The organism is Pseudomonas sp. RW10S2 (genome assembly GCF_014268985.1).
Lineage (GTDB): Bacteria > Pseudomonadota > Gammaproteobacteria > Pseudomonadales > Pseudomonadaceae > Aquipseudomonas > Aquipseudomonas wayambapalatensis.
This window is the reverse complement of record NZ_JABWRO010000049.1, coordinates 1-22,982: the sequence shown is the minus strand read 5'-3', so window position 1 is coordinate 22,982 and position 22,982 is coordinate 1. Positions and strand designations below refer to the sequence as shown.

Annotated in this window: 23 protein-coding genes and 1 other RNA gene; 5 read left to right on the top strand and 19 right to left on the bottom strand. The window is 63.0% G+C overall.

The annotated features are described in order from the left end of the window. Positions 1 to 4: 4 nt before the first annotated feature. The 14 genes from HU729_RS12830 to rsmI all read right to left on the bottom strand — a co-directional run bounded on the left by HU729_RS12830 (position 5) and on the right by rsmI (position 14,998). A complete protein-coding gene (locus HU729_RS12830; RefSeq protein WP_186668037.1) occupies positions 5 to 961 on the bottom strand; it encodes a D-alanine--D-alanine ligase in 957 nt (318 codons plus the stop codon). Further along, positions 958 to 2,412: a UDP-N-acetylmuramate--L-alanine ligase gene (gene murC, locus HU729_RS12825; RefSeq protein WP_054894009.1), complete on the bottom strand. Its 1,455-nt coding sequence runs from the start codon at positions 2,410 to 2,412 to the stop codon at positions 958 to 960. The genes HU729_RS12830 and murC overlap by 4 nt, the downstream gene beginning before the upstream one ends. Next, positions 2,405 to 3,484, bottom strand: a complete 1,080-nt coding sequence (murG, locus tag HU729_RS12820; RefSeq protein ID WP_186710311.1) for an undecaprenyldiphospho-muramoylpentapeptide beta-N-acetylglucosaminyltransferase — start codon at positions 3,482 to 3,484, stop codon at positions 2,405 to 2,407. The genes murC and murG overlap by 8 nt, the downstream gene beginning before the upstream one ends. Further along, positions 3,474 to 4,685, bottom strand: coding sequence for a putative lipid II flippase FtsW (gene ftsW / locus HU729_RS12815; protein ID WP_186668402.1), 1,212 nt, complete (start codon positions 4,683 to 4,685; stop codon positions 3,474 to 3,476). The genes murG and ftsW overlap by 11 nt, the downstream gene beginning before the upstream one ends. After that, positions 4,685 to 6,031, bottom strand: a complete 1,347-nt coding sequence (gene murD / locus HU729_RS12810) for a UDP-N-acetylmuramoyl-L-alanine--D-glutamate ligase (protein WP_186710309.1) — start codon at positions 6,029 to 6,031, stop codon at positions 4,685 to 4,687. The genes ftsW and murD overlap by 1 nt, the downstream gene beginning before the upstream one ends. A 6-nt stretch (positions 6,032 to 6,037) precedes the next feature. After that, positions 6,038 to 7,120 (bottom strand): phospho-N-acetylmuramoyl-pentapeptide-transferase, encoded by a 1,083-nt coding sequence (gene mraY / locus HU729_RS12805; RefSeq protein ID WP_054894005.1) that lies wholly within the window; start codon positions 7,118 to 7,120, stop codon positions 6,038 to 6,040. Continuing rightward, positions 7,120 to 8,487, bottom strand: coding sequence for a UDP-N-acetylmuramoyl-tripeptide--D-alanyl-D-alanine ligase (gene murF, locus HU729_RS12800; protein WP_186710307.1), 1,368 nt, complete (start codon positions 8,485 to 8,487; stop codon positions 7,120 to 7,122). Before murF ends, mraY begins: the two co-directional genes overlap by 1 nt. Beyond that, a complete protein-coding gene (locus HU729_RS12795) occupies positions 8,480 to 9,967 on the bottom strand; it encodes a UDP-N-acetylmuramoyl-L-alanyl-D-glutamate--2,6-diaminopimelate ligase (RefSeq protein ID WP_186668050.1) in 1,488 nt (495 codons plus the stop codon). Before HU729_RS12795 ends, murF begins: the two co-directional genes overlap by 8 nt. Continuing rightward, on the bottom strand, positions 9,967 to 11,697 hold the full coding sequence (locus HU729_RS12790; RefSeq protein ID WP_186710316.1) for a penicillin-binding protein 2: 1,731 nt from the start codon (positions 11,695 to 11,697) through the stop codon (positions 9,967 to 9,969). Before HU729_RS12790 ends, HU729_RS12795 begins: the two co-directional genes overlap by 1 nt. After that, positions 11,697 to 11,990 carry a cell division protein FtsL gene (ftsL, locus tag HU729_RS12785; RefSeq protein WP_054894001.1) on the bottom strand — a complete coding sequence of 98 codons (294 nt, stop codon included), beginning with the start codon at positions 11,988 to 11,990 and terminating at the stop codon, positions 11,697 to 11,699. Before ftsL ends, HU729_RS12790 begins: the two co-directional genes overlap by 1 nt. Beyond that, positions 11,987 to 12,928 carry a 16S rRNA (cytosine(1402)-N(4))-methyltransferase RsmH gene (gene rsmH / locus HU729_RS12780; RefSeq protein WP_186668406.1) on the bottom strand — a complete coding sequence of 314 codons (942 nt, stop codon included), beginning with the start codon at positions 12,926 to 12,928 and terminating at the stop codon, positions 11,987 to 11,989. Before rsmH ends, ftsL begins: the two co-directional genes overlap by 4 nt. Positions 12,929 to 12,930: 2 nt before the next feature. Further along, complete coding sequence (gene mraZ, locus HU729_RS12775) at positions 12,931 to 13,386, bottom strand: division/cell wall cluster transcriptional repressor MraZ (RefSeq protein WP_004575120.1); 456 nt, start codon at positions 13,384 to 13,386, stop codon at positions 12,931 to 12,933. Positions 13,387 to 13,695: 309 nt separating this feature from the next. Further along, positions 13,696 to 14,055, bottom strand: an RNA gene (rnpB, locus tag HU729_RS12770) — RNase P RNA component class A. A gap of 67 nt (positions 14,056 to 14,122) precedes the next feature. Then, a complete protein-coding gene (gene rsmI, locus HU729_RS12765) occupies positions 14,123 to 14,998 on the bottom strand; it encodes a 16S rRNA (cytidine(1402)-2'-O)-methyltransferase (protein WP_186668058.1) in 876 nt (291 codons plus the stop codon). A gap of 186 nt (positions 14,999 to 15,184) precedes the next feature. Here rsmI and HU729_RS12760 point away from each other — a divergent pair, with 186 nt between their 5' ends. The 5 genes from HU729_RS12760 (at position 15,185) to HU729_RS12740 (ending at position 18,931) form a co-directional block, all read left to right on the top strand. After that, on the top strand, positions 15,185 to 17,002 hold the full coding sequence (locus HU729_RS12760; RefSeq protein WP_186668060.1) for a penicillin-binding protein activator: 1,818 nt from the start codon (positions 15,185 to 15,187) through the stop codon (positions 17,000 to 17,002). Further along, complete coding sequence (locus HU729_RS12755) at positions 17,002 to 17,373, top strand: YraN family protein (RefSeq protein WP_186668062.1); 372 nt, start codon at positions 17,002 to 17,004, stop codon at positions 17,371 to 17,373. Before HU729_RS12760 ends, HU729_RS12755 begins: the two co-directional genes overlap by 1 nt. Before the next feature lie 88 nt (positions 17,374 to 17,461). After that, the gene (locus tag HU729_RS12750; protein ID WP_054893997.1) at positions 17,462 to 18,055 is read left to right on the top strand and encodes a phosphoheptose isomerase; all 594 of its coding nucleotides are present in this window, start codon (positions 17,462 to 17,464) and stop codon (positions 18,053 to 18,055) included. Next, a complete protein-coding gene (locus HU729_RS12745; RefSeq protein ID WP_063546017.1) occupies positions 18,052 to 18,630 on the top strand; it encodes a BON domain-containing protein in 579 nt (192 codons plus the stop codon). Before HU729_RS12750 ends, HU729_RS12745 begins: the two co-directional genes overlap by 4 nt. Positions 18,631 to 18,712: 82 nt before the next feature. Further along, positions 18,713 to 18,931 (top strand): YgdI/YgdR family lipoprotein, encoded by a 219-nt coding sequence (locus HU729_RS12740; RefSeq protein ID WP_186668064.1) that lies wholly within the window; start codon positions 18,713 to 18,715, stop codon positions 18,929 to 18,931. 45 nt (positions 18,932 to 18,976) lie between these two features. Here the strand turns inward: HU729_RS12740 and HU729_RS12735 are convergent, their stop codons facing one another. The 5 genes from HU729_RS12735 to petA form a co-directional block, all read right to left on the bottom strand. Further along, the gene (locus tag HU729_RS12735; protein WP_186668066.1) at positions 18,977 to 19,411 is read right to left on the bottom strand and encodes a ClpXP protease specificity-enhancing factor; all 435 of its coding nucleotides are present in this window, start codon (positions 19,409 to 19,411) and stop codon (positions 18,977 to 18,979) included. A 10-nt stretch (positions 19,412 to 19,421) separates the two neighbouring features. Beyond that, positions 19,422 to 20,045 carry a glutathione S-transferase N-terminal domain-containing protein gene (locus tag HU729_RS12730; RefSeq protein WP_063546019.1) on the bottom strand — a complete coding sequence of 208 codons (624 nt, stop codon included), beginning with the start codon at positions 20,043 to 20,045 and terminating at the stop codon, positions 19,422 to 19,424. Positions 20,046 to 20,166: 121 nt separating this feature from the next. After that, complete coding sequence (locus HU729_RS12725) at positions 20,167 to 20,946, bottom strand: cytochrome c1 (RefSeq protein ID WP_054893992.1); 780 nt, start codon at positions 20,944 to 20,946, stop codon at positions 20,167 to 20,169. After that, complete coding sequence (locus HU729_RS12720) at positions 20,946 to 22,157, bottom strand: cytochrome bc complex cytochrome b subunit (RefSeq protein ID WP_186710305.1); 1,212 nt, start codon at positions 22,155 to 22,157, stop codon at positions 20,946 to 20,948. Before HU729_RS12720 ends, HU729_RS12725 begins: the two co-directional genes overlap by 1 nt. Further along, positions 22,157 to 22,750 (bottom strand): ubiquinol-cytochrome c reductase iron-sulfur subunit, encoded by a 594-nt coding sequence (petA, locus tag HU729_RS12715; protein ID WP_054893990.1) that lies wholly within the window; start codon positions 22,748 to 22,750, stop codon positions 22,157 to 22,159. The genes HU729_RS12720 and petA overlap by 1 nt, the downstream gene beginning before the upstream one ends. Positions 22,751 to 22,982: the final 232 nt, after the last annotated feature.

Genomic DNA, 22,982 nt, shown 5'->3' with positions numbered 1-22,982 from the left:
GCTCTTAACCTCGCGTCGCTACGCTTTCGGCCAGGATCGCCAGCACCAGTTGCTGGAAGTCCAGACCGGCCGCGCGGGCCGCCATGGGCACCAGGCTATGATCAGTCATGCCAGGTGCGGTGTTGACTTCGAGCAGCCAGAACCGGCCCTGCTCGTCCTGCATTACATCCAGACGGCCCCAGCCCTCGATGCCGATGGCATCGCAGGCGCGTGCAGTCAGGTCCATCAGTTCCTGTTCCTTGCCGGCGTCCAGGCCGCAGGGAATGCGGTACTGGGTGTCGTTGGCGATGTACTTGGCGTCGTAGTCGTAGAACACGTGCGGCGTACCCAGTGCGATCGGTGGCAGCACCTGCCCGCGCAGCACCGCAATGGTGAACTCCGGGCCATGGATCCACTGCTCGACCAGCACCTGCGAGTCGTAGCGGGCGGCGTCCTGCCAGGCGGCAACAAGCTCTTCGACACTGTTCACCTTGGCCATGCCGATGCTGGAACCTTCATGCGCCGGTTTGACGATCAGCGGGAAGCCCAGTTCCTTGCCAGCCTCGACACAGTCGCTTTCGCTGGCCAGCACGGCGTGACGCGGGGTCGGGATACCCAGGCTCTGCCACACCTGCTTGGTGCGCAGCTTGTCCATGGCCAGTGCCGAGGCGAGGATGCCGCTGCCGGTGTAGGGAATGCCCAGGCACTCGAGCAAGCCTTGCATGCTGCCGTCTTCACCACCGCGGCCGTGAAGAATGATGAAGGCACGGTCGATCTTCTCGCTTTGCAGGCGCGCGAGCAGATCGTCGCCCACATCGATGGCAACCACATCCACACCGGCCGAGGTCAGCGCCTCGATCACCGCCGCACCCGACTTGAGCGAAACCTCGCGCTCGGCGCTCTTGCCGCCATAGAGCACGGCGACGCGGCCGAAGGCCTTGACGTCGAGCGTGGAGTGCAGTTTGTCGTAGGCGGTACTCACAGCGGTTTCTCCTGCTTGGCGACAGCGCCAGCGAACAGCGGGCTTTTCATCAGTTGCGGGGCCAGGCCACCCACATCGCCGGCACCCTGGCAGATCAGGATGTCACCGGCGCGCAGCAGCGGCTTGACCAGTGGCGCAAGCTCAGCGCCACGTTCGATGTAGATCGGGTCCAGCTTGCCGCGCTGGCGGATGCTGTGGCACAGCTGGCGGCTGTCGGCGCCGGGGATCGGCTCCTCGCCGGCCGGATAGACTTCCATCAGCAGCAGCACGTTGGCATCACCCAGCACCTGCACGAAGTCGTCGTAAAGATCGCGGGTGCGGCTGTAGCGGTGCGGCTGGTAGACGATGACCAGGCGCCGGCTCGGCCAACCACCGCGCACGGCCTTGATCACCGCCGCCACTTCGGTGGGGTGATGGCCATAGTCGTCGACCAGCATCACGCTGCCGCCTTCGACTGGCAGCTCGCCATACACCTGGAAGCGTCGCCCCACACCCTGGAAGCCCGACAGCCCCTGGATGATGGCATCGTCACTGATGCCCTCGTCGGTGGCGATGGCGATGGTGGCCAGGGCGTTGAGCACGTTGTGGTTGCCCGGCATGTTCACCGACACTTCCAGCGGCTCGCAGTCGCGACGCAGCACGGTGAAATGCGTCTGCATGCCCTGCTGGCGCACATTGATGGCGCGGATGTCGGCCTCTTCGCTGAAGCCATAGGTGACGGTGGGGCGCTTGACCTGAGGCAGGATCTCGCGCACGACCGGATCGTCCAGGCACATCACGGCCAGACCGTAGAACGGCAGGTTGTGCAGGAACTCGACGAAGGTCTTCTTCAGCTTGTTGAAGTCACCTTCGTAGGTTGCCATGTGGTCGGCGTCGATATTGGTGACGACGGCGACCATCGGCTGCAGGTGCAGGAAGCTGGCATCGCTTTCATCGGCTTCGGCGATCAGGTAGCGGCTGGTACCGAGCTGGGCGTTGGTGCCAGCGGCGGTCAGACGGCCACCGATGACGAAGGTCGGATCCAGGCCGCCGGCAGCGAACACCGAGGCCAGCAGGCTGGTGGTGGTGGTCTTGCCGTGGGTACCGGCGACGGCGATGCCGTGGCGGTAGCGCATCAGCTCGGCCAGCATTTCGGCACGCGGCACCACCGGGATACGGCGCTCGAGCGCGGTGGCAACTTCAGGGTTGGCCGGATTGATTGCGCTGGAAACCACCAGTACATCGGCGGTGGCAGCGTTCTCGGCACGGTGACCCACGAAAATTTCGGCGCCGAACGACTCCAGGCGCTGGGTGACCGGCGAGGCCTTGAGGTCGGAACCGGACACTTCGTAGCCCAGGTTCAGCAGCACTTCGGCGATACCGCACATGCCCACGCCGCCGATACCGACGAAGTGAATGCGACGAATGCGGCCCATCTTGGGCTGCGGCATGGCTTTCTGGCTTTCAACCATGGGCCACCTCCAGGCAGATATCGACCACGGTGCTGGTTGCAGCAGGCTTGGCCAGGCGACGTGCAGTGCCGGCCATGGTGTTGAGTTTCTCGGGTTGCATCAGCACCTCGTTCAGGCGTTCAGCGAGCTGCGCTGCGCCAGTTGTCGCTTGTGGCAGCAGGAAGGCAGCACCTTCGCGAGCCAGATATTGGGCGTTGTGGGTCTGGTGATCGTCGATCGCGTGGGGCAAGGGCACCAGCATCGAGGGCAGGCCCGCCGCCGCGAGTTCGCTGACGGTCAGGGCGCCGGCCCGGCACACCACCATGTCGGCCCAGCCATAAGCGTGGGCCATGTCTTTGATGAAAGGCTCTACCTGAGCCTCGATCCCGGCCTCGCGATAACGCTCGGCGGTGATCGACGCATGTTGCTTGCCAGCCTGGTGGAACACCTCTGGACGCAGGTCTGCAGTCACTTCGGACAGGGCCTTAGGCAGCAATTTGTTCAATGGTTCCGCACCGAGGCTGCCTCCGAGCACCAGAAGGCGCGCACGACGCTCGGCAAGTGCCGCACGGGGCGCTTCCAGGAACAGTTCCGGGCGCACCGGGTTACCGGTAGTCCGACGTTTTTCGCTGGCAGCGAAGGTGTCGGGGAAAGCTTCGCAGACTCGTGCGGCCAGTGGCACCAGCAGCCGATTGGCGGTACCCGCGCGGGCATTCTGTTCGTGAATCACCAGCGGCACACCGCACAGCCGCGCGGCAACACCGCCAGGGCCTGTGACATAGCCGCCAAAGCCCAGCACGCACACCGGCTTGAGCTCACGAATGATGCGCCGCGCCTGCAGCACGGCCTTGACCAGGGTGAACGGCGCCTTGAGCAGCGACAGCTTGCCCTTGCCACGCAGCCCGCTGACCTGGATCAGGTGCAGCGGCAAGCCGGCCTGGGGAACCAGTTCGTTCTCGATACCCCGTGGCGTACCCAGCCAATGCACGCTGTAGCCGCGCGCCTGGAATTCGCGGGCGCAGGCCAGGGCCGGGAACACATGCCCCCCGGTGCCACCGGCCATGATCAGTACGTTCTTGCCATCAGCGGCCATGACTGGTCTCCTCGGCAAAATCGCTCTCTTTGAACTCGTGTTCCTCGCTGCCCAGGTGCGTTCGACTCTCCCACTCGATACGCAGCAACAGCCCCACACAGGCGCAGCAGATCACCAGCGAGCTGCCCCCGTAGCTGAGGAATGGCAGCGTCAGCCCCTTGGTCGGCAGCAGGCCCACGTTCACACCAATGTTGATCAGGAACTGGCCGATCCACAGGAAGGCCAGGCCGAAGGCCATGTAGGCGGCGAAGAACTGCTTGGCCTTCTCGGCCCACAGGCCGATGTACAAGGCACGGATGGTGACGAACACGAACAGCGCCACGGTGCACAGCGAGCCAACCACGCCAAGCTCTTCGGCCAGCACCGAGAACACGAAGTCGGTGTGCGCCTCGGGCAGATAGAACTGTTTCTGTACGCTGTTGCCCAGGCCGACGCCCAGCCACTCGCCACGACCGAAGGCAATCAGTGCCTGGGTCAGCTGGTAGCCCGAACCGAACTGGTCGGACCAGGGGTCGGTGAAGGTGATCAAGCGCGCCATCCGGTAGGGTTGCGCCTGAACCAGAATGAACACCGCGACCACCGCCAGCACCACCATCAGCGAGAAGCGGAACAGCCCCACCCCACCGAGGAACAGCATGGCCGCCGCAGCGCCCATCATCACCACGGTGGCGCCGAAGTCAGGCTCCATCAGCAGCAGGCCGGCCATGGGCAGCAAAACGATGAACGGCTTGAAGAAGCCCATCCAGCTCTCGCGCACCTCGGTCTGACGACGCACCAGGTAACCTGCGAGGTAGATGACCACGAAGACCTTGGCGATTTCCGACGGCTGGACGTTGAAGAAGCTGAAACCAATCCAGCGCATCGAACCGTTCACCTCCCGGCCGATGCCTGGTACCAGCACCAGCACCAGCAGGCCGAAGGCGCCGATCAGCATGAGGAAGCCCATGCGCTGCCAGGTGGCGATCGGCACCATCATGGTCAGGCCGCAGGCTCCCAGCCCCAGGGCGACGTACACCAGGTGGCGGATCATGTGGTAAAGCGGGTTGCCCGACTGCACCGCGGCGACTTCCGAGGAGGCCGAGGTGATCATCACCAGGCCCAGGCCAAGCAGGGCCAGGCAGCCCGCCAGCAGCGGGAAGTCCAGGTCGATGCCACGACCGCTGATCAGCGGCGAGGGATAGGGCTTGAGGATACCGAAGATCATGCCAGCCCCTCCGCCGCCTGGGCGAACAGCCGCCCGCGCTCTTCAAAATTCTTGAACATGTCGAGGCTGGCGCAGGCCGGCGACAGCAGCACCGCGTCACCTGGCTGGGCGAGCTCGGCGCAGCGCTGCACGGCTTCGTCCAGGGTCTTGACCCGCACCAGCGGCACGCTGTCGCCGAAGGTCTCGGCCAGGCGCTCGGCGTCACGCCCCAGCAACACCACGGCGCGGCAATGCTTGCCCACCGGCTCGCGCAGAGCAGAGAAGTCCGCCCCCTTGCCGTCACCGCCAGCGATCAGGACCAGCTTGCCATCGATATCGGCGCCCAGGCCCTCGATGGCGGCCAGTGCCGCACCGACGTTGGTGGCCTTGGAATCGTCGTACCAGTTCACGCCATTACGCTCGCGGATCCACTGGCAGCGATGGACAAGGCCCTTGAACTCGCGCAGGGCTTCGAGCATCGGCTCGAACGGCAGACCGGCGGCATGGCCCAGGGCCAGGGCGGCCAGGGCATTGCTCTGGTTGTGCGCACCGCGGATCTTCAGATCGCGCACGGGCATCAGGGTGCAGAACTCGAATGCCAGGTGTTTCTCGCCCGCAACATCACGCAGGCCGAAGGCCTTGAAGTCGGGGGTGTTGAGGCCGAAGGTCCAGCATGGAATGCCCTCGACCGGCAGCGGCCGGCTCAGGGCATCCTGACGGTTCACCACCACTTGGCGCGCACCCCGGAAGATGCGGTGCTTGGCCAGGTGATAGGCCGGCAGGCCACTGTAGCGATCCATGTGGTCTTCGCTGATATTCAGTACGGTCGCCACTTCGGCGTTGAGCTGGTCGGTGGTCTCCAGCTGGAAGCTCGACAGCTCCATCACATACAACTCGACTGCATCGTCGAGCAGGTCCAGCGCCGGCGTACCGAGGTTGCCACCGACAGCGACGCGCTTGCCGGCCTTGGCAGCCATCTCGCCGACCAGGGTGGTCACGGTGCTCTTGGCGTTCGAGCCGCTGATCGCGATGATCGGCGCCTTGGCATGGCGGGCGAACAGTTCGATATCACCGGAGAGCTTGACGCCTCGTGCGGCGGCCTGCTGCAACGCCGGGGTAGCCAGTGCCAGGCCGGGGCTGACGTAAAGCTCGTTGGCGCGGCACAGGAAGTCCACATCCAGTTCACCACAGCGCACTTCCACCTGCGGGTATTCACGGCGCAGGGTGTCCAGTTCCGGCGGTTGCTCGCGGGTATCGGCGACCGCAAAGGCGATGCCCCGGTTCGCCAGGAAGCGAACCAGGGACATGCCGCTCTTGCCGAGGCCGACAACGATGCGGAATTGGTCGGAAGCGATCAGTGACACGCTCGTTTACCTCAGTTTCAGGGTGGCAAGGCCGATCAGCACCAGAATCACGGTGATGATCCAGAATCGGACGATCACCCGCGGCTCGGGCCAACCCTTGAGTTCGAAATGGTGGTGAATCGGCGCCATGCGAAACACGCGCTTGCCGGTCAACTTGAACGAGGCCACCTGGATCACCACCGAAAGGGTTTCCACCACGAAGATGCCGCCCATGATGAACAGCACGATTTCCTGGCGGACGATCACGGCGATGGTGCCCAGCGCGGCGCCCAGTGCCAGGGCACCGACGTCACCCATGAAGACTTGCGCCGGGTAGGTGTTGAACCAGAGGAAGCCCAGGCCTGCGCCGATCAGCGCACCGCAGAACACGATCAGCTCGCCCGAGCCCGGTACATAAGGGATCAGCAGGTATTCGGCGAACTTCACGTTGCCCGACAGATAGCAGAAAATACCGAGCGCACCGCCCACCATCACCGTCGGCATGATCGCCAGGCCGTCGAGGCCGTCGGTCAGGTTGACCGCGTTGCTCGAGCCGACGATGACGAAGTAGGTCAGCACGACGAAGCCGACGCCCAGTGGGATGGTGAAGTCCTTGAGGAACGGCACGATCAGCGTGGTTTCGACGCTGGTCGGTGCAGTCATGTAGAGGAAGACCGCAGCCCCGAGGCCAAATACCGACTGCCAGAAATACTTCCAGCGGCTCGGCAGGCCGCGGGAGTTCTTCTCGATCACCTTGCGGTAGTCGTCGACCCAGCCGATGGCGCCGAACAGCAGGGTGACGATCAGCACCACCCAGACATAGCGATTGGTCAGGTCGGCCCACAGCAAAGTGCTGATGGCGATAGCGGACAGGATCAGCGCACCGCCCATGGTCGGGGTGCCGGACTTGGACAGGTGCGATTGCGGGCCGTCGTTACGCACGGCCTGACCGATCTGGCGAATCTGCAGGGTACGAATCATCCAGGGCCCCAGCCACAGTGCCAGGGACAACGCCGTCAACACACCCAGGATCCCGCGCAGGGACAGGTACTGGAAGACCGCGAAGCCCTTGTAGAACTGTTGCAGATACTCAGCCAACAGCAGCAGCATTAATGTTTCTCCCCGCTGGCACCACACAGAGCAGCCACGACGTTTTCCATCGCAGCGCTGCGCGAGCCCTTGATCAAGATAGTGGTATCGCTGACGCTCTCGGCACGAACGGCGTCGATCAGCTCAGCTTGAGTAGCGAAATGGCGGCCATTGGCGCCGAACGCCTGGACCGCATGAACCATGTTGGTGCCCGTCGCGTACAAGGCATCGACCTTGCCGCGCGCATGGTCGCCCACCTGACGGTGGCCTTCCTCGGCCCATTGCCCCAGTTCGCCGATATCCCCGAGCACCAGGACGGTGCGTCCGGAAAAGCCGGCGAGTATATCAATGGCGGCACACATCGAGGTGGGATTTGCGTTGTAGGTGTCGTCGATCACCCGCGCACCGCTGGGCGCGATCTGCGCCACGGAACGGCCCTTGACCGGCTGCACTGCGGCCAGGCCGGCAGCGATACCCGGCAGGCTCACGCCCACGGCATGTGCGGCAGCAGCGGCGGCCAGGGCGTTGCTGACGTTATGCGTACCGAGCAGGTTCAACTGTACCGGCGCACTGCCGCTCGGACCGTGCAGGGTGAACGAAGGGCAGCCGCGCGCGTCGCGACCGATGTCGCTGGCATGGAAGTCGGCCTTCTCGTTGGTCAGGGCGAAGCTCAGCACCTGGTGCGCACCGGCGCGCTTGCGCCAGATGTCAAAGGCCTTGTCGTCGAGATTGAGCACGGCGATACCGCCCTCGCCCAAGCCCTCGAGAATCTCGCCCTTGGCCTCGACGATCTTCTCCGGGCCGCCGAACTCACCCACGTGGGCGGTGCCAGCGTTGTTGAGGATGACGACTTGCGGCTGAGTGAGACCAACGGTGTAGCGAATCTCGCCGATGCGCGAAGCGCCCAGCTCGATCACCGCAGCGCTGTGTTCGGGCGCGATCTCCAGCAACGTCAGTGGAGCGCCGAGGTCGTTGTTCAGGTTGCCACGGGTGGCATGCACAAGACCGCGGGTACGCAGGATGGAAGCCAGCATCTCCTTGACCGTGGTCTTGCCGCTGGAGCCTGTGATGGCGACCACCGGCTTGTCGAAGGCGGCGCGATTGAGCGCGCCCAACTGGCCCAGTGCCACACGACAATCGGCAACAAGCAGTTGCGGCAGGTCGACATCGGCGATTTCGCGCTCGACCAACGCGGCCACGGCCCCCCTGGCCTTCACATCGGCAAGGTAGTCGTGACCATCGAAACGCGGGCCGGTCAGTGCAATGAACAGTTGCCCCGCAGCCACGCTGCGGCTGTCGATGCTGACACCGTTGAAGGTGGCGTCGGCACCGACCAGACGAGCACTCAGTGCTGTAGTCAGCTGGCTGAGTGTCATGGGCTTAATCATGTGGAGCCCCCCAGGCTGAAAGTGCCTTCTCGGCTTCGACCAGATCGGAGAAATCAAGGCGCTCGCCATTGATCTCCTGGTAATCCTCGTGCCCCTTGCCGGCCAGCACGATCACATCGTCGGCGGCAGCGGTGGCGATCAGGTGTGCGATGGCCTGGCCGCGACCGGCGACGAACTCGGCGTCGGCAGCCTTGGCGAAACCTGGGCGAATGTCATCGAAGATCCGCAGCGGATCCTCGGTACGTGGGTTGTCGTCGGTGACCAGTACGCGGTCGGCCAGACGCTCGGCCACCTCGGCCATCAGCGGACGCTTGCCGCGATCGCGATCCCCGCCGCAGCCGAACAGGCACAGCAGCTTGCCGTGGGCGTGCGGGCGCAGGGCTTCGAGCACCTTCTCCAGTGCGTCGGGGGTGTGGGCGTAGTCGACCACCACCAGCGGCTTGGCACCACCACCCAGGCGCTGCATGCGACCGACAGGCCCCTGCAGTTGCGGGGTGACTTTCAGTATTTCGTCCAGCGAGTAATCCAGCGCCAGCAACGTGGCTACGGCGGCCAGCATGTTGCTCAGGTTGAAGCGCCCGAGCAGTTGGCTGCGCAGTGTGCGTTCGCCTTGAGCGGTGACGATGATGGCGCGCACGCCATCATCGTCGAAGTGGGCTTCGCGGCAGAACAGCGAGGCGTCCGGGTTTTCCAGGCTATAGCTGAGCATCCGGGTCTCGATATGATCGGCACTCGGGCGGCGGGCAAAGTCTTCGGCCAGACGACGACCAAAGGCATCGTCCAGGTTGACCACCTGGCAGCGCAGGCTCGGCCATGCGAACAGCTTGGCCTTGGCGGCCTCGTAGGCCTCCATGCTGCCGTGGTAGTCCAGGTGATCGCGCGACAGGTTGGTCATCACCGCGATATCGAAGGCCAGCGCCGCCACGCGTCCCTGCTCCAGGGCGTGGGAAGACACTTCCATCGCCACGGCCTTGGCACCGCCCTTCTTGAGGTCGTTGAGCGTAGCTTGCACGGCAATCGGGTCCGGCGTGGTCAGGCGGCCGCTCTGCAAGTCACCGAAGAAACCGGTGCCCAAGGTGCCGATCAGACCGCAGCGCTGGCCCAACTGGTCGAGGGCCTGGGCGAGCAATTGCGTCACGCTGGTCTTGCCGTTGGTGCCGGTCACGCCGACCAGGTTGAGCTGGCGGCTCGGCTCGCCATAGAAACGGCCGGCGATGGCCGACAGTTGCGCGATCAGGCCCTTGACCGGAATCAGCGGCACGTCAGTGAGCGGCAGCACCGTGGCGCCCTGCTCTTCATAGGCAATGGCGGCAGCACCGCGGGCAAGCGCGTCGGCGATGTGGTCGCGGCCATCGACCTTGGCACCCGGCACCGCCAGGAACAGATCACCCGGCCGCACCTGGCGGCTGTCGAGTGTCAGCTCGCGAATCAACGGATCGCGGCTGGCATGGGCGAAAAGCTTGCTCAATGGCATTGTCATCAACCACGCCCTCCCTTGGCGGGTACTGCACTGGCCTGCTGCACGTTCGCGGGCGGCAGGTTATCCGGCGGCACGTTCATCAGCCGCAGAGTGCCGGACATGACCTTGCTGAACACCGGCGCCGAGACCAGACCACCGAAGTAACCGCCTTTGCCCGGCTCGTCGATGACCACGACGATGGCGTAGCGCGGGTCGCTCATCGGGCCGAAACCGGCAAACAGCGAACGGTAGGCGTTTTCGGTGTATCCCTTGGAGCCGACCGTGGCCTTGCGCGCGGTGCCCGACTTGCCGGCAACGTGGTAGAACGGCACCTGGGCGCGGAACACACCGCGCGGCGCCTCGATCACCTGCTGCAACATGCCCTGAATGGTCTTGGCGGTTTCCTTCGGAATGGCTTGCACGGCTTCCGGCGTCTTGTCGACCTTGAGAATTGACAGCGGCACCATCTTGCCGTCGTTGGCCAGCGCGGCGTAGGCGTGAACCAACTGCAGGGCGGTGACCGATACGCCGTATCCATAGGAGAGCGTGGCTGTCTCGGCCTTGCGCCACTCACGATGGTTGGGCAGGTTGCCCACGCGCTCACCCGGGAATCCCAGGCCGGTGTACTGCCCCAGGCCAACCTGCGACATCACGCGGTAGATGGCTTCGCCACCGATATCGAAGGCGATCTTGCTCATGCCGACGTTACTGGAGTTGATCAGGATGCCGGTCAGGTCGAGGATCGGGCCCTCGCTCTTGGACACGTCCTTGATCGTGTAGCGACCAATCTGCAGGCTGCCCGGATACACCTCGACCTTGTCGGTGGGTTTCCAGCGCCCGCTCTGCAGCGCCGCACTCATGGAAATCGGCTTGACCGTGGAACCTGGCTCGAACACATCGATGATCGCCCGGTTACGCATGGCTGCCGGGAACATGCTGCGGCGGTTGTTGGGGTTGTACGTTGGCTGGTTGACCATCGCCAGGACCTCGCCGGTCTTGACGTCCATGATCACCAGGCTGCCGGCCTTGGCGTCCTGTTCGGCGATGGCGTTGCGCAGCTCGCGAGTCGCCAGGTACTGCAGGCGCAGATCTATCGACAACGCCAAGGTCTTACCGGCCTTGGCGTTCTTGGTGACTTGAATATCCTTGATCAGGCGGCCGCGCCGGTCCTTGATCACCTGACGTTTGCCAGGCACCCCGGCCAGCCACTCGTCATAGGCGAGCTCGACACCTTCACGACCATGGTCGTCCAGGTCGGTGAAACCCACCATGTGCGCCGTGACATCGCCCGCCGGATAGAAGCGGCGGAATTCTTCGAGGCCATAGACACCGGGCACTTTAAGGTCGAGTACCTGCTGGCCCTGCTCGGGGGTGAGGCCGCGAACCAGGTAGATGAATTCCTTGTTGGCCTGCTGGGTGAGGCGCTCGATCAGTTGCTGCGGGTTCTGCCCCAGCACAGCGGCCAGTTGCGGCCAACGGTCCTTGGACGCCTGCATCTCCTTGGGGTTGGCCCAGAGCGTGGTGACCGGCGTACTGACGGCCAGAGGCTCGCCATTGCGGTCGGTAATCAGGCCACGGTGCGCAGGAATCGGGATATGGCGCAGGCTGCGAGCATCGCCCTGCCCCTTGAGGAAGTCTCGGTCGACCACCTGCAGGTCGATGATCCGCCAGCTGATCGCGCCGACCATCAACGCCAGCAGGCCTACGACGACCCGGAAGCGCCAGGGGTAGAGTGCACCCTCGAGCTTCATCATGGCGTCACCATCCGCACTTCGTCAGCGTTGGGTACGCGCATCTTCAACTGGCCGGCAGCCAGGTTTTCGATACGGCTGTGGGCAGTCCAGGTGCTCTGCTCGAGAATCAGGCGCCCCCACTCAGCCTGGGCCTTGTCGCGCTCGCTCAGCTCGTTGTAGAGCGTGTTGAGCAACTGGCGGTTCCAGTGAGCGCTGTAGGAGACAGCGATGGCCGACACCAGCACGCCAACGAACAGCAGAAGCATCAGGAAGCTTCCGCCTGGCAATGGCTTGGCGAACAGGCGACTCACCGCAGCTTCTCCGCCACGCGCATGACGGCGCTGCGCGCACGCGGGTTGGCCTTGAGTTCTGCATCGGAGGCGAACTGCGCCTTGCCGATCAGCTTGATACGAGGCTCGAAGGCCTTGTGCTGCACCGGCAGGTTGCGTGGCAGGTTATCCGCTTCGCCCTTGACCAGCTTGCGCATGAACAGTTTGACGATGCGGTCTTCCAGCGAGTGGAAGCTGATCACCGCCAGGCGGCCGCCGACTTCCAGCGCCTCGAGCGCGGCGTCGAGGCCGGCCTCCAGATCGCCCAGTTCGTTATTGACGTGAATGCGCAGCCCCTGGAAGGCGCGAGTCGCCGGGTTCTTGCCCTTCTCCCAAGCAGGGTTGGCGACCTTGAGCACTTCGGCCAGGTCGGCGGTACGGGTGAACGGCTGCTTCTCGCGACGCTCGACCACCGCACGCGCCATGCGACCGGCAAAACGCTCCTCGCCGTACTCCTTGAACACGCGGGCTATTTCTTCGACGGGCGCGGTGGCGATGAACTCGGCGGCGCTGATGCCCTGGCCCGGATTCATGCGCATGTCCAGCGGGCCATCGTTGAGGAAACTGAAGCCGCGCTCAGGATCGTCCAGCTGCGGCGAGGAGACACCCAGGTCGAGCAGGATACCGCTGACCTTGCCGTCCAGCCCGCGCGCGCGCACTTCATCACCCAGTTCGGCGAAGCTGCGCTGCACAATGACAAAGCGGCCGTCTTCGGCCGCCAGCGCTTGCCCCGTGGCAATCGCCTGTGGATCTTTGTCGAAGCCCAGCAGCCGCCCTTGCGGCCCGAGCTTGCTGAGAATGAGACGACTGTGCCCACCGCGACCAAAGGTCCCGTCCAGATAGCAACCGTCGGCGCGCAGGGCCAATGCCTCGACAGCTTCGTCGAGCAATACGGTGATGTGGTTGAAGCCGCTATCTATCGTCACAGGATCAGGTCACGCAGTTCATCGGGCATGGCGCCCGGTTGTTGAATAGCTGCGAGGTCGGCTGCCGAAACCGCGTTCCAGGCATCCTCATCCCACAGCTGGAATTTGTTCAGTTGCCCCACCAGCATCGCCTTCTTGTCGAGCTTGGCGTACTCACGCAAACGGGGCGGAACCAGGAAACGACCACTGCCATCGAGCTCCAGGTCCACCGCATTACCGATCAGCAAACGCTGCAGGCGGCGGTTTTCCTCACGCAGCGACGGCAAGGCACGCAACTTGGCTTCTATCTGCTCCCACTCATCGAGGGGATAAACACACAAGCAGGGGTCAACAGCGTCGATGGTCACGATAAGTTGACCATTGCAACGCGAATCGAGCTCGTCACGGTACCGGCTCGGCATGGCGAGACGGCCCTTTGCATCGAGGCTGACGGCGTTGGCTCCGCGGAACACGGCTGCGATTCCCCACAATGGTAACTTTTTTGTGCCAGAAAACCCACTTCATCCCACTTTCTGCCACTTGCGCACACTATAGGAATCCGTCCGCCACACCGTCAAGGCGCGTTCATAGGGAAAACCCTTACAGGACCGAGATTTAGCGCAACAAAGGAAGGAGGAAGGACTACCGGAAGAAAAAATTGGCGGAAAAAATCAAGCGCACTCAAACGGATAGAGTGTGAAGTTAAAGTGAATTATCAAGAGTAAGAACTTTTCGGCATTACCAGGAAGGATCTGCTATCGATTCAAGCAGGAAGAGAGGGGGAGGAGAGTCGATCTGTAAGCCGGGTTTTGTCGAGGACAGTCATTCCTCTACGACGGCCATCACTGGACGCCTCTAGCAACCTACCCGGTTCCGACGCGGGCCACGCCGTATGGAACCCTATTTGGTCTTGCTCCGAGTGGGGTTTACCTAGCCACGAACTGTTGCCAGCCGTGCGGTGCGCTCTTACCGCACCTTTTCACCCTTACCGGCACCGAAGTGCTTAGGCGGTTGTTTTCTGTGGCACTTTCCGTAGGCTCGCGCCTCCCAGGCGTTACCTGGCACTCTGCCCTGCGGAGCCCGGACTTTCCTCCCCCTGATTTTGCGGAACAAAAACAGGCAGCGACTGTCCGATCGACTCTCCGCCGACAAGGGTAACGGCAGGCGCGATCAAGAACAAGCAATACCGCAAATAATATCATTACGCCATTAATGGCTTTTCTGTTTATCCAGCGCTGCTTGATAAAGAAGATTCTTACGCACCCCGGTAATTTCCGCCGCCAATGCGGCCGCCCGCTTGAGCGGTAATTCTGCCAGCAACAGATCCAATACACGCATGGCGTCGCTACTGATCGCCTGGTCGTCTTGCGGCGCACTCCAGCCCGCCACCAGCACCACGCACTCACCACGCTGCTGATTGGCGTCAGCTGCGACAAAGGCGCGCAACTCGGCCAGCGGCAAGCCCTTGAGCGTCTCGAACGTCTTGGTCAGCTCTCGCGCCAGTACAGCCGGGCGCTCACCGCCGAATACCGCCTCCATGTCTTCCAAGCACTCAAGGATACGATGCGGCGCTTCATAGAAGATCAAGGTCCGAGGTTCTTCCTTGACCTGCTCCAGACGCGCACGGCGCCCGACAGCCTTCGCCGGTAGGAAGCCTTCGAAAATGAAGCGATCAGAGGGCAGCCCCGCCGCCGACAGCGCAGCGATCAGCGCGCACGCCCCTGGCACCGGCACCACCTTCACCCCGGCAGCACGCGCCTGGCGCACCAGGTGATAGCCCGGATCGGAAATCAGCGGCGTGCCGGCGTCGGACACCAGCGCCACATCGTCACCCGCCAGCAAGCGCGTAATGAAGCGACTGCCTTCGTCGCGCTCGTTGTGCTCATGGCAGGCCGCCAGCGGCGTCTCGATGCCGAAATGCTGCAGCAGACGCACCGAGTGGCGGGTATCCTCGGCGGCGATCAGCGCCACGCCGGCCAGCACCTTGAGTGCCCGGGCGCTCATGTCGTCGAGGTTGCCGATGGGCGTCGCAACGACGTAAAGCGTACCCGCTATGGATTTTGGAACCCCTGCAACATCAGTCACTGCACACACCTGCCTTGCCGATCAAAGGCGCTATTGTAGCCCGAGCGCCCGCAACAAGGCGCAAAGAACTTGGCCGCCCCCCCTGACATGCGACCTATAGTGAAGGATCAGCGTCAGCAAGATCGCGCCCCGGCCAGCGCTTGGGTACAATTGCCGGCCAACTTGATCGAGTAACAGGACCCTTACATGATCGCTTGCCTGCGGCTGCTCACAGCCCTCTGTCTCGCTGCCCTGCTGGCAGCCTGCGCCAGCTCGCCCTCATCCAGCCTGGGCGAACTGCCACGCACCCCGGACGCCAGCATCGAGCAACTGCTCGAGAAGGCGGCTTCCAGCAAGTCCGCCGAAGACGCCGCGCTGCTGCGCCTGAGCGCCGCCGACATGGCCTACCGGCAGAAGGACTTCCCACGCGCCGCACGCATCCTCGAGCAGGTTCCACTGGACACGCTCAAACCCGCCCAACAGGTGTTCGCCAGCACCCTGGCTGCCGAGCTGGCGATGAGCCGCAACCAGCCCAAGGCCGCCCTCGGCGCCCTGTCGCACCCGAGCCTGCAACGCGTCGGCGAGCTCCCCGAAGAGCAGCAGGTGCGCACCTACAGCGTGCATGCTGCAGCCCTCGAAGCCGACGGCCAGGCACTTCCTGCGGCCCAGCAGCGCATCTTGCTGGCTCCGCTGCTCAGCGGCCCGGACGCAACCAAGAACAACGATGCCATCTGGTCGCTGGTAGCCTCGCTGCCCGCCGACCAGCTGCAGCAACCAACCAGCAACCCGACCCTCGCCGGCTGGACCAGCCTGGCCCTGGCGGTCAAGAGCGCCGGCACCCTGGAGCAGCAACAGGCCGCCATCGACAGCTGGCGCCAGCAACATGCCGATCATCCGGCCGCCAAGCAGTTGCCTGACGCACTGGTCAAGCTCAAGCAACTGGCCAGCCAGCCGCTGACCAAGATCGCCCTGCTGCTGCCACAGGAAGGCCCGCTCGCCGGTGTAGCCCGCGCGCTGCGCGACGGCTTCATGGCGGCCCATTTCCAGGCCCAGCAATCCGGCCAGCCAGCGCCGGCGGTTCAGGTTTTCGACAGCTCGCGCCTCACCTCGCTGGACGACTTCTATCGCCAGGCCCAGGCGGCCGGCGTACAGCTGGTGATCGGTCCGCTCGAAAAACCACTGGTGAAGAAACTCGCCGACTACCCGCAACTGCCCATCACCACCCTGGCACTGAACTACGCCGAGGCCGGGCAGAAATCGCCACCACAACTGTTCCAGTTCGGCCTCGCCGCCGAGGACGAAGCTCGCGAAGTCTCTCGCCGTGCCCGCGCAGACGGCCTGGTCCGCGCCGTGGCCCTGGTGCCGAGCGGCGAATGGGGTGACCGCGTGCTCGCAGCTTTCCGCCAGGACTGGGAAGGCAACGGCGGCACCCTGCTCGCTGCCGAGCGCATCGCCCAGCCAGTCGCCCTGGCCCAACAGATCGCCGACCTGTTCCAGCTGCGCCAGAGCGAAGGTCGTGCCAAGAGCCTGCAGAGCGCCGTGGGTGGTAATGTCGCCGCACAACCATCGCGTCGCCAGGACATCGATTTCATCTTCCTCGCCGCCACCCCGCAGCAGGCCCAGCAGATCAAGCCGACCCTCAACTTCCAGTACGCGGGTGACGTACCGGTCTACGCCACCTCCAACCTCTACAGCGCCAGTGGTGACGTGAACCAGTACAACGACATGAACGGCATCCGCTTCTGCGAAACCCCCTGGTTGCTGGACAACACCAACAGCCTGCGTCAGCAAGTCGTGCAGCAGTGGCCTCAAGCTGCCGGCAGCCTGGGTCGCCTGTACGCCATGGGTGTCGATGCCTACAGCCTGGCGCCACGCCTGGGCCAGCTCAAGGCGCTGCCTGACAACCGCGTCGAGGGCCTGTCCGGCAGCCTGAGCATCAACGCCAACCAGCGTATCGAACGCCAACTGCCATGGGCCGAATTCTCCGGCGGTCAGGTCAAGCGCCTGCCGGATACTGCACGCTGATGCCCGACGCCTCCCCCACAAGCGCCGGGCTCGCGGCAGAAAACCAGGCCCTCGAGTATCTTCGAGGGCAAGGCCTGCAACTGCTGACGCGTAACTGGCGATGCAAGGGAGGCGAGCTTGATCTGGTCATGCTCGACGCCGATACAGTAGTATTCGTCGAAGTCCGCTACCGCTTGCACGCGGATTTCGGCGGAGCGCTCGAAAGTATCGACGCGCGCAAGCAGAAACGCCTGGCGCTTGCCGCCAACCTGTTCCTGCTGAAGGAGTCCCGCTGGGCCGATCACCCCTGCCGCTTCGACGTAGTCGCCCTGCAGGGCAGCCACCATGCAGGTCGGCCGCTTCAATGGCTGAAAAACGCCTTCGAATGCTGAACCCATTCCGATTTCTTTGCTCTATGTTTCGCGGGCTGGCCCCTGTCGCGCGTCGCGCAGGCCTCCGCCGCACTTAAGGTCACACCAGATGGACATGCAATCCCGAATTCGCCGGCTGTTCCAGGCCAGCATCGATACCAAGCAACAGGCAATGGACATCCTGGCACCGCACATCGAGCAGGCCAGCCTGGTCATGGTCAACGCGCTGCTCAACGAGGGCAAGATGCTCGCCTGCGGCAACGGTGGCTCGGCGGGCGACGCCCAGCATTTCTCCTCGGAACTGCTCAACCGCTTCGAGCGCGAGCGTCCGAGCCTGCCAGCCATCGCCCTGACCACCGACAGCTCGACCATCACCTCGATCGCCAACGACTACAGCTACAACGAAGTCTTCTCCAAGCAGATCCGCGCCCTGGGCCAACCCGGCGACGTACTGCTGGCGATCTCCACCAGCGGCAACTCGGCCAACGTGATCCAGGCGATCCAGGCCGCACATGATCGTGAAATGATTGTCGTAGCATTGACCGGACGTGACGGCGGCGGTATGGCTTCGCTGCTGCTGCCCGAGGATGTGGAGATCCGCGTCCCCTCCACGGTCACTGCGCGTATCCAGGAAGTCCACCTGCTGGCGATCCATTGCCTGTGCGATCTGATCGACAGCCAACTGTTCGGGAGTGAAGAATGATCCCCAAGCGCCTCGGCCTCATGGCCCTGACCCTGTGCCTCGGTATTTCCGGTTGCAGCTCGGTATTGACCTCGACCCGCAACTCGCCGATCGAAGATGATCGCGGCACCCGCACCATCGGTAGCAAGATCGACGATTCGCTGATCGAAACCAAGGTTTCGGTCAACGTCGCCAAGGCAAGCCCCGACCTGGACAAGGGCTCGCACATCGTCGTCAGCAGCTACAACGGCATCGTGCTGCTCGCCGGTCAAACGCCGCGCGCCGACCTCAAGAGCCTCGCCGAGCAGACCGCCGGCCAGGTACAACGGGTCAAGAAGGTGCATAACGAGCTGCAGGTGATGCAGCCCTCGTCGATCCTGGCACGCAACAACGACACCTGGCTGACCACCAAGATCAAGACCCAGATGATCGGTGATGCCAACGTTCCCAGCTCACGCATCAAGGTGATCACCGAGAACGGAATCGTCTACCTGCTCGGCCTGGTCACCCAGCAGGAAGCCAACGCCGCCACCAACGTGGTTCAGGGTGTGTCTGGCGTACAGAAAATCGTCAAGCTGTTCGAGTACATCGACTAACACTGCCAGCGGCCCCCCAGCCCCGGCGCTGGGGCACCGCAGACAACGGCATGCATTACCCTCACCCCCTCAGGAAGTACCCATGAAGAAGTCCCTGCTGTCCCTCCTGGCCATTACTGCCTTCGCCACCCTGGCCGGCTGCTCTACCCCGAGCGTGATCACCCTCAACGATGGCCGCGAGCTGCAGACCACCGACACGCCGAAGTTCGACCGTGACTCCGGCTTCTATGAATTCAAGCAGCTCGATGGCAAGCCGACCCGTATCAACAAGGATCAGGTCCGCTCCATCAAGGACCTGTAATCCGAACTTGAAAAAAAAGGCGATCCATCTGGATCGCCTTTTTTGTTACTTGACCACTTTCAAGCTCGGTCGTCCAGTCGGTCGCGGCGGCTGGCCACCACCTTCCGGCGGGCCATCATCATCAGGCTCGACGCCTTCTTCCTCATCGAGCTCTTCGCCCCCCATCAACGGCGGCTCCAGCTCGAACACCATGCCCTGGCCATTCTCACGGGCATAGATACCCAGAATTGCGCCAGCTGGCACATAGAGCGAATGAGCTACACCACTGAACCGCCCCTCGAAGCTCACCGCTTCGTTGTCCATGTGCAGGTTACGCACGGCACTGGGCGAGATGTTCAAGACGATCTGGCCATCGCTGGCAAATCCCTGGGGCACCTGGACCGCCGGATACTCGGCATTGACCAGCATATGGGGGGTGCAATCGTTGTCGACGATCCACTCGTACAGTGCTCTAACCAGATAGGGGCGACTGGAGTTCATCAACGGCTCCTTAAAGCTTGCGCATTTCACGTTCAGCAGCAGACAGGCTCGCCTGGAAAGGCTCGCGGGCGAACTGTCGCTCCATATAATCCAGCAGCGGCTTGGCTTGCCGCGGCAGCTCGATACCCAGTACCGGCAATCGCCAGAGTATGGGCAGTAGACAACAATCGACCAGGCTTTGCTCCTCGCTCATGAAGCAGGGAAACTCGCCGAACAGCGCCGAGACACCAGTCAGACTCTCGCGCAGGGACTTGCGCGCCTCACCGCGGGCTGCCTCGGCGGCACGCGGATCGAGAATGACATCGGCCAGTGCACACCAGTCACGCTGGATACGGTGCATCAGCAGGCGGCTGTTGCCGCGCGCCACCGGGTATACCGGCATCAGCGGCGGATGAGGATAACGCTCCTCGAGGTATTCCATCACCACGGTCGATTCGTACAACGCCAGGTCGCGATCGACCAGGGTTGGCACGCTGCCATAGGGATTCACTTCGATCAGTTTGGGCGGCAGACGATCGGCGATGACGTCGATGATCTGCACACTGACGCCCTTCTCGGCGAGAACGAGGCGTACCCGATGAGAATAATGGTCAGCGGGGTCGGAATAGCAGGCTAACCTGTTGGTCGCGCCCATGTAGCTCCTCCTCGCATGGGGATGCTTGTGAAACTGCAAATGCAAACGCGCCCTGGGAGGCTCCTCGCGATTGCGCAGGAGCACCCCAGGGCGCGTTCAACTACCAGAAACTACTGCGTGATCAGTGCACGTCCTTCCAGTATTCGCGCTTGAGCAAGTAGGCGAACACGAAGAAGAAAGCCAGGTATAGCAGGACATAGGTGCCGATGCGCTGACTTTCCAGTTTGACCGGGTTGGCCGAATAGGCCAGGAAGGTCACCAGGTTCTTGACCTTCTCGTCGAACTGCTCGGGCGTCAGGGTACCGGATTTCGGCTCGATGGTCAGCTGGTCACAGGCTTCATGGGTCAACGGACTGCCAGTCAGCGGGTCGAATTGCTTCTTGCCGTCGACCACTGTCTGGATCTGCTTGCAGCCAATCACCTGGTTGCCCTGCAGCCCGACCAGCACGTTGGGCATGCCCACGTTCGGGAAGACCTTGTTGTTCACCCCATAAGGGCGCGACTTGTCTTCGTAGAAGCTGTGCAGGTAGCTGTACAGCCAATCGTTGCCACGCACTCGGGCGACCAACGTGAGATCAGGCGGCGCCGCACCGAACCAGGTCTTGGCATCGCTGGGCTGCATGCCGATCTTCATGTGATCGCCGATCTTGGCCCCCGTGAACACCAGCTTTTCGAGCATCAGCTCGTGGGGGATGCCCAGGTCATCGGCAACCCGCTCGTACCGCTGGAACTTGGCGCTGTGGCAACCCATGCAATAGTTGGCGAAGGTGCGCGCCCCGTCTTGCAACGCGGCCTTGTCGGTCAGGTCGATATCGACCTTCTGCAGCTCCACACCCTGCTCGGCAGCAAAGGATAAGGCAGGCATCAATGCCAGGAACATTACTGCAATAAACTTTTTCATCAGCCAGTCACCCTTTCCGGAACCGGTTTTGTCTTCTCGAGCCTTGTGTAGAACGGCATCAACAGGAAGTAGGCGAAATACAGCACGGTGCAGACCTGGGACAGCAGGGTCCGTCCGGGCGTAGGCGCCAGCACACCGAGCACGCCGAGAATGATGAAGGCCACGCAGAACACCAGCAGGAAGATCTTGCTCAACCAACCCTTGTAGCGCATGGAGCGCACCGGGCTGCGATCGAGCCAGGGCAACACGAACAGCACCGCGATCGCCGCGCCCATGGCGATGACGCCGAACAGCTTGTCAGGCACCGCCCGCAGGATCGCGTAGAAGGGCGTGAAGTACCACACCGGCGCAATGTGCTCGGGGGTCTTGAAGGCGTTGGCCTGCTCGAAGTTAGGTTTTTCCAGGAAGTAGCCACCCATTTCCGGGAAGAAGAACACCACGGCGCAGAACACGAAGAGGAATACCACGACCCCGACGATATCCTTGACCGTGTAGTACGGGTGGAAGGGAATGCCATCCAGCGGTACGCCGTTCTCGTCCTTGTACTTCTTGATGTCGACACCGTCCGGGTTGTTCGAGCCCACCTCGTGCAGTGCCAGGATGTGCAGCACCACAAGCCCGAGAATGACGATCGGCAGCGCCACCACATGCAGGGCAAAGAAGCGGTTCAGGGTGATGCCTGAGATCAGGTAGTCACCACGGATCCATTGAGTGAGATCATCGCCGATCACCGGGATGGCACCGAACAGCGAGATGATCACCTGGGCGCCCCAGTAGGACATCTGCCCCCAAGGCAGCAGGTAACCCATGAAGGCCTCGGCCATCAGCGCCAGGTAGATCAGCATGCCGAACAGCCACACCAGCTCACGCGGCTTCTGGTACGAACCGTAGAGCAACCCGCGGAACATGTGCAGGTAGACCACGATGAAGAACGCCGAGGCGCCGGTGGAGTGCAGATAGCGCAGAATCCAGCCGTACTCGACATCGCGCATGATGTACTCGACCGAGGCGAAGGCCTCTTCTGCCGAGGGCGTGAAGCTCATGGTCAGCCAGACCCCCGTGACGATCTGGTTGACCAGCACCAGCAACGCGAGGGAGCCAAAGAAGTACAGGAAGTTGAAGTTCTTGGGCGCGTAATACTTGCTCAGGTGGTCTTCCCACATTTTCGTGGCGGGGAAGCGAGCATCAATCCAGTCCATGAACTTGCTCATCATGCGTTCTCCTGATCGACGCCGATGACGATGATGTCGTCCGACTCGTACGAGTGCGGCGGCACTGGCAAATTGAGCGGGGCTGGCTGCGACTTGTAGACGCGACCCGCCAGATCATAGTGCGAGCCATGGCAAGGGCAGAAATAGCCACCGACCCACTTCGGACCGAGATCGGCGGGGGCGACTTCCGGACGGAAAGTCGGCGAGCACCCCAGGTGGGTGCACAAGCCAACGAGAATGAGGATTTCCGGCTTGATCGAGCGGACCTCGGGATCGACGTAGGTCGGCTGCACCGAAGCCTTGGACTCGGGGTCGGACAGGTCTGCAGTGATCTTTTTCAGATTGCCGAGGATCTCTTGCGTTCGTCGCACGATGAACACCGGCTGACCGCGCCATTCGGCAACCATCTGCTGCCCGGGCTCAACCTTGGCGATGTTGACCTTCACCGGTGCCCCAGCGGCTTTCGCCTTGGCACTGGGGAACCATGACCCCACGAACGGTACCGCAGCCCCCACTGCCCCCGCAGCCCCCACCACGGATGTGGCAGCTACGAGGAAGCGGCGCCGGCCTGCGTTGACGCCGTCATTGCTCATTCAGTCCTCTCCCATCAGCTTTCTTCTCGCCCGCTGGATCAGGCGTCTATTAGTAATGTCTGTGGCGCTAAAAATTGGCCGCCATGGTAAGAAACAAATCCACACACTGACAAGGTGATTACCCCTGGTTCGGGCTACAACCCTCGCTTTGCTTGATCTGCGTCTATGTGGCAACTCGGCCCGGACATGCTGACAGGTTAGTTCAAGACATAAAAAAAGGCCCCCCCCCCGC

Excerpts from the sequence above, each read along its gene's own strand:
- petA (WP_054893990.1), bottom strand. The coding sequence starts at position 22,750 with ATGAGCAATGACGGCGTCAACGCAGGCCGGCGCCGCTTCCTCGTAGCT.
- HU729_RS12720 (WP_186710305.1), bottom strand. The coding sequence starts at position 22,157 with ATGAGCAAGTTCATGGACTGGATTGATGCTCGCTTCCCCGCCACGAAA.
- murG (WP_186710311.1), bottom strand. The coding sequence starts at position 3,484 with ATGGCCGCTGATGGCAAGAACGTACTGATCATGGCCGGTGGCACCGGG.
- HU729_RS12725 (WP_054893992.1), bottom strand. The coding sequence starts at position 20,946 with ATGAAAAAGTTTATTGCAGTAATGTTCCTGGCATTGATGCCTGCCTTA.
- HU729_RS12790 (WP_186710316.1), bottom strand. The coding sequence starts at position 11,697 with ATGAAGCTCGAGGGTGCACTCTACCCCTGGCGCTTCCGGGTCGTCGTA.
- HU729_RS12740 (WP_186668064.1), top strand. The coding sequence starts at position 18,713 with ATGAAGAAGTCCCTGCTGTCCCTCCTGGCCATTACTGCCTTCGCCACC.
- HU729_RS12735 (WP_186668066.1), bottom strand. The coding sequence starts at position 19,411 with ATGAACTCCAGTCGCCCCTATCTGGTTAGAGCACTGTACGAGTGGATC.
- HU729_RS12795 (WP_186668050.1), bottom strand. The coding sequence starts at position 9,967 with ATGACAATGCCATTGAGCAAGCTTTTCGCCCATGCCAGCCGCGATCCG.
- HU729_RS12745 (WP_063546017.1), top strand. The coding sequence starts at position 18,052 with ATGATCCCCAAGCGCCTCGGCCTCATGGCCCTGACCCTGTGCCTCGGT.
- mraY (WP_054894005.1), bottom strand. The coding sequence starts at position 7,120 with ATGCTGCTGCTGTTGGCTGAGTATCTGCAACAGTTCTACAAGGGCTTC.
- murF (WP_186710307.1), bottom strand. The coding sequence starts at position 8,487 with ATGATTAAGCCCATGACACTCAGCCAGCTGACTACAGCACTGAGTGCT.
- HU729_RS12730 (WP_063546019.1), bottom strand. The coding sequence starts at position 20,045 with ATGGGCGCGACCAACAGGTTAGCCTGCTATTCCGACCCCGCTGACCAT.
- HU729_RS12760 (WP_186668060.1), top strand. The coding sequence starts at position 15,185 with ATGATCGCTTGCCTGCGGCTGCTCACAGCCCTCTGTCTCGCTGCCCTG.
- HU729_RS12755 (WP_186668062.1), top strand. The coding sequence starts at position 17,002 with ATGCCCGACGCCTCCCCCACAAGCGCCGGGCTCGCGGCAGAAAACCAG.
- HU729_RS12750 (WP_054893997.1), top strand. The coding sequence starts at position 17,462 with ATGGACATGCAATCCCGAATTCGCCGGCTGTTCCAGGCCAGCATCGAT.
- murC (WP_054894009.1), bottom strand. The coding sequence starts at position 2,412 with ATGGTTGAAAGCCAGAAAGCCATGCCGCAGCCCAAGATGGGCCGCATT.